We start from the raw sequence: 8,260 nt of genomic DNA, 5'->3' as shown, positions 1-8,260 counted from the left end.
AATAATAAGCATTGCGGGGGTACAATTTCGTTCAACAAATACCTTCAAAAGGAGCAAAAATGAAAATCAAGTCTTTGGCGCTTATGCTTTTAGGCGTTAGCGCTTATGCGCATTTTGGCATGGTCGTACCGTCAAATTCAACCGTGGACGACGAGAAAGAGGCGAATTTGCAGATTACTTACAAATTTAGCCATCCTTTTGAGGGCGATATGATGAACCTGATCCTTCCAAACGAGGCGGGCGTTTTTATAAACGGTAAAAAAGAGGCGATAAAAGGTCTAAAAGAGCTTAAAGAGGATAAATTTAGCTACTTTACGGCTAGCTACGACGTAAAAGAGCCTGGCATTTATCAGTTTTATATGGATCCAAAGCCCTATTTCGAGCCTGCGGAGGATAAATTTATAAGGCATATAACAAAAACCGTCGTCGATGCCTACGGCTACGGCGAGGGCTGGGATAAACCGGCCGGGCTAAAAGCCGAGATAGTGCCACTAACGCGTCCATATGGACTTTATAAGGGAAATTTGTTCTCAGGCGTGGTTTACTATAAAGGAAAACGCGCTAAAAACGTAACAGTCGAGGTAGAGTACTATAATACCAAAGGGCTAAAGGCTCCGTCCGATGCTCACGTGACGCAGGTCGTAAACACTAACGAGCAGGGCGAATTTAGCTTTGCGATGCCGCTTGAGGGCTGGTGGGGATTTGCCGCGCTGATAGACGACGACCAAAAGATAAAACACGAGGGCAAAGAGTATCCCGTGGAGCTTGGAGCCGTCATCTGGGTGCAAACCAAAGAGTATAAATAAATGCACATCAGCGAAGGCGTTTTAAAACCCGAAATCATTGTGCCTTGCTCGGTCCTTTGCGTTGTTTTGGTCTCAAGCTTGATTTACAAGCTTAAAACGAGCGAGATACCCAAAGTAGCGGCCGTCAGCGCGATGTTTTTTATGGCGTCTTTTATCCATATGCCTATCGGCGTTACGTCGATACATCTCGTGCTAAGCGGCCTTGCGGGGGCGTTTTTGGGCGCAAACGCGGTTTTGGCAATTTTCATCGCGCTGTTTTTTCAGGCCTTGCTTTTCGGTTACGGCGGCCTGAGCGCCCTTGGCGTAAATTTGCTGATCATCGCCTCTCCCGCGCTTCTTAGCCCCTATCTTTTAAAGCTTTCTTTTAAGCGATATAGATCGTTTTTTTGGTTTTTGATCGGGTTTTTGCCTATACTTTGCTCATCGGTTTTGCTATCCTCGGTTCTAGTTTTAAACGGTAAAGAGTTTGCGCCCGTGGCCGCGCTTGTTTTTACTTCAAATTTAGCCCTTATGGCGCTTGAGGGGATCATCTCGCTTTTTGCGCTTTCTTTTATTTACAGGGTTAAAAAGGATCTTTTGATTTGCTAAAAATATTTTTGATCATGCTTTTAGCAAGCTTCCTAAACGCGCACTCTCTAAAAGGCTTTGCAAAGCAAGAGGGCGAATTTATCGAGATAAAAAGCTATTTTTACGGGAATTCCCCTTGTAAAAACTGCCCCGTAGCCTTTATAAAAGATGGCACCCAGATAGGAGGCGCGCAAACCGATGAAAACGGCTTTGCCAGAGCTAAAATCCCCGCAGATGAATTTGAAATCCTGATCGACGGCGGACTAGCGCACGAAAAAAGGATCAAATTTACCGCAAACAAAGACGAGCTAAAAAGCGCCGAAAGTAACGCGTCAAGCGATGCCTCAAAGACCAAATTTGACGAAAGTGAGGAGGATTTTGGGGCTTACGCGCTTAAATTTATCCTTGCGTTTTTGGGGATTGGACTATTTTTTGGCGGAATTTATCTGGTAAAAAGAGGCAAATGAACCTATCCGTTTTACTCGTTTGCTTTACTTTTTTTAGCTTCAGAGTCTCGCTTTCAAGCGCTACGGACGCCGTTTTCATCGTGCCCGTAATATTTTTAGCGATTTTAAATTTTAAAAATCTTTTTGAAATTTTAAAATCCGTTTTAAAACTAAATATTTTTATAATCTTAGTCGTCTTAAGCCTCGTTCTTTACGGAGAATACGCGCTTGCAAAGCTGATATTTATAAGGTCGAATTTGATCATACTTTTTGGGCGGCTGGCTTTTTATAGGAGCGATTATTTTAGTATCGCGCTTGCGGTTTCGTCGCTAAATTTAGGCGATAAGCTAACGGCGATTTTTTATTTTAGCACCAAATTTACGGCCGATCTTAAAACGATATTTGCAAGGCTAAAAAAGACTCTAAAAGTTCGGGGATTTGAGCCTAAAGCCTCGCTTTTTACCTATAAAATTTACGCAAATTTAGTCGCTATGCTTTTTTTAGAGGCGTTTTATAAGGCGAGCGTTCTTGAAAAAACCTTTGTTTGTAGGGGGTTTGACGGCAAACTTTACGGAGACAAAAGCCTCAAAATAGGCGCGAAAGACGCCGCTATAATCGCTTTAACGGCGTGCTGTTATATTTTTAGTTTAGGAGTCCTGATATGAGCTGCACGATAAGCCTAAAAAACGTCTGCGCAAAAATAGGCGAAAGAACGCTTTTTGAAAATCTAAATTTAAACGCGACGCACAAAGACAAAATCGCGCTCATAGGCCCAAACGGTTGCGGTAAAAGCACTTTGCTAGAGATAATGGTGGGGCTTAAAGCGTCTTGCGGCGGACATATCGAGCTTTTTCACCATAAAATTTCAAATTTAGACGAGTACAAGCCCTTTCGCCGCGACGTGGGCTATCTTTTTCAAGAAAGCAACGATTGTTTCATCTGCCCGAGCGTACTTGACGACGTGATGTTTTCGCTACTTAGCCGCGGCGAGGACAAAGAGCCGGCCGAGGCAAAAGCCGAGAAAATTTTACGCGAGCTTGAAATTTGGCATCTAAAAGACGAGATCGTTTTTAACCTCTCGGGAGGCGAGAAAAAGCTCGTCGCGCTAGCCGGGATACTGGTAGCCGAGCCTAAAATTTTGCTACTTGACGAGCCTACGACCGCGCTTGATGCGGATATGCAAAGAAGGATAGCCTCTATCTTAAAATCCCTCGACGTCACGCAGATAATCGTCTCTCACGACAAGGAATTTATAAGCGACGTAGCGAGCGTAATGTACCGCCTAACCAAAAACGGACTAGAGCCGATATAAAATATCCTCATCTATACTTCTTTAAAAAAGCTCCGAAAACAGCAAAATTTATCAATGTATAATGATATATTTCATAAAATTACTAAATTTTATTTCAAAGGAGAATTTTATGAAAAAACTACTACTTATTTCTATCGCGGCCGCGGTTGTCTTTGGCGGCGAAAATTTGCTCGTGGGAGCTGGCGGCGGATACAAAAAACCGGTCACTGAAGTGATAGAAAATCTCAAAAAAGAGGGCGTGCAGATCGAAGGCGCGTTTGCAAATTTAGGCCAAATCACTATCCAAGCAAAAGAGGGCAAGATGGCCGCGATCGTGGGCGACGAGGCGTTTTTAAAGAAAACGGACCTTGATATAAAAGCCTATGAGCGCATCGGCAAGGGCGCACTCGTGCTGGTCACGCCAAAAGGCAAGCAGATAAAAGACGTATCTGAGCTAAAAAATCTCGCTAAAATCGCGATGCCGGACTCTAAAAAAGCGATCTACGGCGTGAGGACGACGGAGTTTTTGAAAAACTCGGGGTTAGAGGCCGATCTAGCGCCTAAGATGTTACCGGTTGCAGGCGTACCGCAAGTAGTTGCATATGTCACGAACGGCGAAGTGGATGCTGGCTTTATCAACTCGACCGAGGCCGTGGCTAGAGAGGGCGAGTTTGGTAGCGTGATCTACATCGACGAGGCGCTTTATAGCCCCGTTTTTATCTCGGCGGCCAAGCTTCCTGCGTGCGAAGGTAGCGAGGCTTGCGCTAAATTTATAGACGAGATAAAAACTCCTCGCTCGAAGGAAATTTTCGCTAAATTCGGGCTAAAATAATTTAAATTTACGAGCTTTTGGCTTGTCTGAATTATATTCAAAATTTGACGTATATTTTGCGTCAAATTTGATTTAAACGCTAAAATTTGCTCGCTAAATTTAACTCAAATGAAAAGCAAAATTTAACGAAAAAAGGAAAAATTTGCACGAACTTACCTGGCTCGTTCACCCGCTGCTTTTAAGCGCCAAAACGCTTGCCGTTACTTTCGTACTGCTTCTATTTTTGGGGCTCGGTGCGGCTTATTTTTTGGCGTTTTACCGCGGCAAATTTAAAGCCATCTTAGAAGCGGTCGTGATGTTTCCGCTCATTTTTCCGCCGATTGCTACGGGATTTTTGCTACTTTACGTCTTGGGGCGAAACGGCGCGATCGGCAAGGCGTTAAATTTACAGATCGTTTTTAGCTTTTCAGCGCTTGTTATCGCTTCGTTTTTGGCCGGTTTGCCGCTGTTTGTAAAGCCCGTCCAAAGCGCGCTTGAAAGCCTGCCTAAAAGCCTAATCGAAGCGGGTCAAAGCCTAGGCAAAAATCGCTTTGAGATCGCCGTTTTTATCCTCATTCCAAACGTCTTTAAAAGCGTCGTTTCGGCGCTCGTTTTAGCCCTAGCTCGCGGCCTTGGTGAGGTTGGCATCACGCTGATGCTAGGCGGAAATATCGTGGGCAAAACCGACACCGTTTCGCTAGCGATATATAACGCAGTTTACGACGGCGAAAACGGCCGTGCGCTCATTTTAAGCATGATTTTGGTCGTGCTTAGCTTGGTGCTTTTTGGATTTATAAATTTTCTCGAGCGTGCTAAAAAATAGACTAACATCGCAAATTCGCTATTTTAAACGCGTAAAGCCGAGAGCGCCCTAAATTTACCCCGAGTGTAAAACAAAATACGGCTTTGCGAGTATAAATTCATTATTTTTTTGCTACAATAAGAAGTTTTGAACTTTAACTATTTAGGAGAAATTTCTATGAAAAAAGAAGACATAAAAGAGCTGATCGAGTTTTTTAACGACATGGATATGAACCGCATAAAGATAAAAAGCGGGGATTTTGAGGTCGAGCTTGAAAAATTCGCCGACTGCTGCGAGCTGCCAAAGCCCGTCATCCAGGCTCCCGTCCCGACTCCGACTCCGGTAAACGTCGTGGTAAGCTCGGAGGTCAAAGCTCCTGCTAATTCTCCAAAAGACAGCATAAAATCGCCTATGGTCGGTACTTTCTACGCTGCTCCAAGCCCTGGCGCGGCGCCGTTTGTCAAAGTAGGTCAACGCGTGAGAAAAGGCGACGTCGTAGGCATCATAGAAGCTATGAAGATAATGAACGAGATCGAGGCCGAATTTGACTGTCAGATCACCGAGCTACTCGTTTCCGACGGCCAGCCGGTCGAGTTTGGCTTGCCGCTATTTGGCGTGGAGAAAATTTGATGGAAATAAAAAGAATTTTAATCGCAAATCGCGGCGAAATCGCGCTGCGAGCCTTGCGAACGATAAAGGAAATGGGCAAAGAAGCCGTCGTGGTCTACTCCACGGCCGATAAAGACGCGCTCTACGTCAAATACGCCGACGTCGCAATCTGCATCGGCAAGGAGCGCTCAAGCGACAGCTACCTAAATATCCCGGCTATCATCAGCGCGGCCGAGATCAGCGAAGCCGACGCGATATTTCCTGGTTACGGATTTTTAAGCGAAAATCAAAATTTCGTCGAAATTTGCTCGCACCACAAGCTAAAATTTATCGGTCCTAGCGTGGCCGCGATGGCGCTGATGAGCGATAAAAGCAAAGCAAAGCAAGTGATGCAGCGCGCGGGCGTTCCCGTGATCCCTGGCTCTGACGGCGCGGTAGCCGACACCAAAGCGGCCAAAGAGCTAGCTAAAAAAATCGGCTATCCGGTCATCCTAAAAGCAGCAGCCGGCGGCGGCGGACGCGGCATGCGCGTGGTCGAGCGCGAAGAGGATATCGAAAAGGCGTTTTGGTCGGCCGAGAGCGAGGCGATGAGCGCGTTTGGCGACGGAACGATGTACATGGAAAAATACATCCTAAACCCGCGCCACATCGAGGTTCAGATCATCGGCGACAGCCACGGCAACGTCCTGCATATCGGCGAGCGCGACTGCTCTATGCAGCGTCGCCACCAAAAACTGATCGAAGAAAGCCCTGCAATACTACTAGACGAAGCGACGCGAGAGAGGCTACACGAAACCGCGATAAAAGCGGCAAAAGCTATCGGCTACGAGGGTGCGGGAACGTTTGAGTTTTTGGTCGATAAGGATCTAAATTTCTACTTCATCGAGATGAACACGCGCCTGCAAGTCGAGCACTGCGTGAGCGAGATGGTTAGCGGCCTAGACATCATCGAGCTGATGATAAAAGTAGCCGAGGGCGAGGCGCTACCGCCGCAAGAAAGCATCACGCTAAAAGGCCACGCCATCGAGTGCCGCATCACGGCCGAAGATCCAAATACGTTTACGCCAAGTCCAGGCAAGATAACAAAATACGTCTGCCCCGGCGGCCGAAACGTACGCATGGATAGCCACATCTATCAGGACTACTCGATCCCGCCGTACTACGACAGCATGATCGGCAAGCTCATCGTCTGGGACACCGATAGAAACAGAGCCATCCACAAGATGAAGGTGACGCTCGAGCAACTCATCATCGGCGGTATCAAGACCACGCGCGACTTCCACATCGCGATGATGGAGAATCAAGACTTTATCGACAACAACTACGATACTAACTACCTATCCCGCCGCTAAATTTGCGGCGCGGTCTGCCTTGCTCGCGGCTTTTAATCGGCTGCAAGCAAGGCGATCTAACTTTAAATTTATTACTATGGCGATAAAATTTTACTCAAAGCTTTTTGACGAGTGATTTTATCGGTAGCCGCGACATTTGTCTTTTGCGTTATTTTAAAACTTGTCCGTAAATTTTGTTTGCTTCCGCTAAAATTACTACATTTGTTTGCTGTGATTGCGGTAGCATCTTTTAAATTTGCGCATTTAAACCGCAAATCTTGCGTCTTTGCTTGCGATATTCAAATTTACATAAATGATTGATTTTTGAAATGTATTTTGGATTTTAGGCGAGTAATGCGGATAAGTTTTTCGTAGTTAAAAATAACGTAAATTTAAAATCAAATTCGTCGGATATATATATATTTTAAAATTCGCTACGCTACGATGTTATGCGGGCTTGGGTTACCAAGTGTAAATTTCGCTCCCAAAAAGCCCTTGCACTTTGCTTGTTGCTCGGCGAAAACAGTGCTGGCTTTCTATTTTGGTCTATAAAAATTAGCGACTTTTTGTCTAAATCAAGGCGCATTTTTAAATTTAGCCTCGCTTTTTGGCTTTCTCTGCACTTTGTCACGCTTTTTGCATCATGGTCATTTGCGCGCCTGCTATGCCAATATAGCCAGCTGAAATACAGATTTCTTAACTGTTAAACCGTGTAGCGTTACGCGCTTGCCTAAAGAGCTTTTTGTATGCACGCAGTATTTCTGCGCACACAAGGTGCGACGAAGCTCGGCGCTAGATGATTTTATCAGCATTAGGCGATGGTTTTCTCTCTTTGGCTATTTTTATCGCACCGCATAATGGTTTGGTATTGGCTGCGGGTCGGCTCAGCAGAGCATCCAAGCATAAGATGCACGCAGCCCTTCACGGTAAAATATCTCCTCATCAAACGAATAAGGCAATGTGTGCGGTGGCGTCAGATATGGCTTTTAAGGTCGCGTTAGTTGTCAAAATTTAGCTCTAATTTTTGGATTTGAAGCCGAATTTTGGACGATAAAATTCGGCTTCATTTCTGGTGATTTTACTTAAGGGACAAAAACGAGTTTGAAATCAAATTTATCGACTATTTATATAAAAATGCGAGTAAATTTGCCACACATCCGGTATCAGTAAAAATTTAAATTTTACCGCATATCACGAGTAGCAACCAAATCAAGATAAAATCTCAAATTTTACGCGCTCGTTTTCCTCCGCAAGGTCGGTAAAAACGGCGATCAGATCGTCTGCATAGCCCCCTAGCGCGCTAAGAGCGGCACGGTTTTTTAGATTTATCAGAGTGGGTTCGTTTATCTCGCCCAGAGCGTCGTAAAGCGCGTCGAGGTTTTTTACATCCGGATCAAGGCCGAATTTTTGCGCCAGATACTCAAAGGTCGCCGTTTTCTCGCGCATTTTCGCGCCGTTTAGAGTTATGGTTTTCACTGCCGCCTCCGCTCATAAAGTAGATAAAAGTTCTCGTAATGATCGGGCGTGTAGTAGATTAGCCCGTCGTTAGAAAACACGATACGCTGGGCTCCGCGTCGCCCTCCGCGGTATCCGATAT

Annotated in this window: 12 protein-coding genes; 10 read left to right on the top strand and 2 right to left on the bottom strand. The window is 45.4% G+C overall.

The features are described from left to right. Nucleotides 1–59: 59 nt before the first annotated feature. The 10 genes from Q0546_RS06190 to Q0546_RS06145 all read left to right on the top strand — a co-directional run bounded on the left by Q0546_RS06190 (nucleotide 60) and on the right by Q0546_RS06145 (nucleotide 7,678). Nucleotides 60–806, top strand: a complete 747-nt coding sequence (locus tag Q0546_RS06190; RefSeq protein WP_298791468.1) for a DUF4198 domain-containing protein — start codon at nucleotides 60–62, stop codon at nucleotides 804–806. Beyond that, nucleotides 807–1,394 (top strand): cobalt transporter CbiM, encoded by a 588-nt coding sequence (cbiM, locus tag Q0546_RS06185; protein WP_298791467.1) that lies wholly within the window; start codon nucleotides 807–809, stop codon nucleotides 1,392–1,394. Further along, complete coding sequence (locus Q0546_RS06180) at nucleotides 1,388–1,840, top strand: hypothetical protein (RefSeq protein ID WP_298791465.1); 453 nt, start codon at nucleotides 1,388–1,390, stop codon at nucleotides 1,838–1,840. The genes cbiM and Q0546_RS06180 overlap by 7 nt, the downstream gene beginning before the upstream one ends. Then, nucleotides 1,837–2,484 (top strand): cobalt ABC transporter permease, encoded by a 648-nt coding sequence (locus tag Q0546_RS06175; RefSeq protein ID WP_298791464.1) that lies wholly within the window; start codon nucleotides 1,837–1,839, stop codon nucleotides 2,482–2,484. The genes Q0546_RS06180 and Q0546_RS06175 overlap by 4 nt, the downstream gene beginning before the upstream one ends. After that, nucleotides 2,481–3,131, top strand: a complete 651-nt coding sequence (locus Q0546_RS06170) for an ABC transporter ATP-binding protein (protein WP_298791462.1) — start codon at nucleotides 2,481–2,483, stop codon at nucleotides 3,129–3,131. The genes Q0546_RS06175 and Q0546_RS06170 overlap by 4 nt, the downstream gene beginning before the upstream one ends. A gap of 109 nt (nucleotides 3,132–3,240) precedes the next feature. Then, nucleotides 3,241–3,942 carry a molybdate ABC transporter substrate-binding protein gene (gene modA, locus Q0546_RS06165; RefSeq protein ID WP_298791460.1) on the top strand — a complete coding sequence of 234 codons (702 nt, stop codon included), beginning with the start codon at nucleotides 3,241–3,243 and terminating at the stop codon, nucleotides 3,940–3,942. 142 nt (nucleotides 3,943–4,084) lie between these two features. Beyond that, a complete protein-coding gene (locus Q0546_RS06160; RefSeq protein ID WP_298791457.1) occupies nucleotides 4,085–4,744 on the top strand; it encodes an ABC transporter permease subunit in 660 nt (219 codons plus the stop codon). Between the two features lie 156 nt (nucleotides 4,745–4,900). After that, entirely contained in the window at nucleotides 4,901–5,353 is a 453-nt protein-coding gene (gene accB / locus Q0546_RS06155; protein ID WP_002948918.1) for an acetyl-CoA carboxylase biotin carboxyl carrier protein, read from the top strand. Beyond that, the gene (locus Q0546_RS06150) at nucleotides 5,353–6,684 is read left to right on the top strand and encodes an acetyl-CoA carboxylase biotin carboxylase subunit (protein ID WP_298791455.1); all 1,332 of its coding nucleotides are present in this window, start codon (nucleotides 5,353–5,355) and stop codon (nucleotides 6,682–6,684) included. The genes accB and Q0546_RS06150 overlap by 1 nt, the downstream gene beginning before the upstream one ends. Nucleotides 6,685–7,459: 775 nt before the next feature. After that, entirely contained in the window at nucleotides 7,460–7,678 is a 219-nt protein-coding gene (locus Q0546_RS06145; protein WP_298791453.1) for a hypothetical protein, read from the top strand. 194 nt (nucleotides 7,679–7,872) lie between these two features. Here the strand turns inward: Q0546_RS06145 and Q0546_RS06140 are convergent, their stop codons facing one another. Continuing rightward, entirely contained in the window at nucleotides 7,873–8,139 is a 267-nt protein-coding gene (locus tag Q0546_RS06140; protein ID WP_298791452.1) for a barstar family protein, read from the bottom strand. Beyond that, nucleotides 8,136–8,258, bottom strand: a complete 123-nt coding sequence (locus tag Q0546_RS06135; protein ID WP_298791469.1) for a ribonuclease domain-containing protein — start codon at nucleotides 8,256–8,258, stop codon at nucleotides 8,136–8,138. The genes Q0546_RS06140 and Q0546_RS06135 overlap by 4 nt, the downstream gene beginning before the upstream one ends. Between the last annotated feature and the right edge of the window lie 2 nt (nucleotides 8,259–8,260).

It is taken from the genome of uncultured Campylobacter sp. (assembly GCF_937997465.1).
Lineage (GTDB): Bacteria > Campylobacterota > Campylobacteria > Campylobacterales > Campylobacteraceae > Campylobacter_A.
The sequence above is the reverse complement of the archived record's forward strand: the minus strand, read 5'-3'. Positions and strand labels throughout refer to the sequence as shown.

Coding starts and splice junctions, on each gene's coding strand:
- Q0546_RS06190 (WP_298791468.1), top strand. CDS start 60: ATGAAAATCAAGTCTTTGGCGCTTATGCTTTTAGGCGTTAGCGCTTAT.
- cbiM (WP_298791467.1), top strand. CDS start 807: ATGCACATCAGCGAAGGCGTTTTAAAACCCGAAATCATTGTGCCTTGC.
- Q0546_RS06175 (WP_298791464.1), top strand. CDS start 1,837: ATGAACCTATCCGTTTTACTCGTTTGCTTTACTTTTTTTAGCTTCAGA.
- Q0546_RS06170 (WP_298791462.1), top strand. CDS start 2,481: ATGAGCTGCACGATAAGCCTAAAAAACGTCTGCGCAAAAATAGGCGAA.
- modA (WP_298791460.1), top strand. CDS start 3,241: ATGAAAAAACTACTACTTATTTCTATCGCGGCCGCGGTTGTCTTTGGC.
- accB (WP_002948918.1), top strand. CDS start 4,901: ATGAAAAAAGAAGACATAAAAGAGCTGATCGAGTTTTTTAACGACATG.
- Q0546_RS06150 (WP_298791455.1), top strand. CDS start 5,353: ATGGAAATAAAAAGAATTTTAATCGCAAATCGCGGCGAAATCGCGCTG.
- Q0546_RS06145 (WP_298791453.1), top strand. CDS start 7,460: ATGATTTTATCAGCATTAGGCGATGGTTTTCTCTCTTTGGCTATTTTT.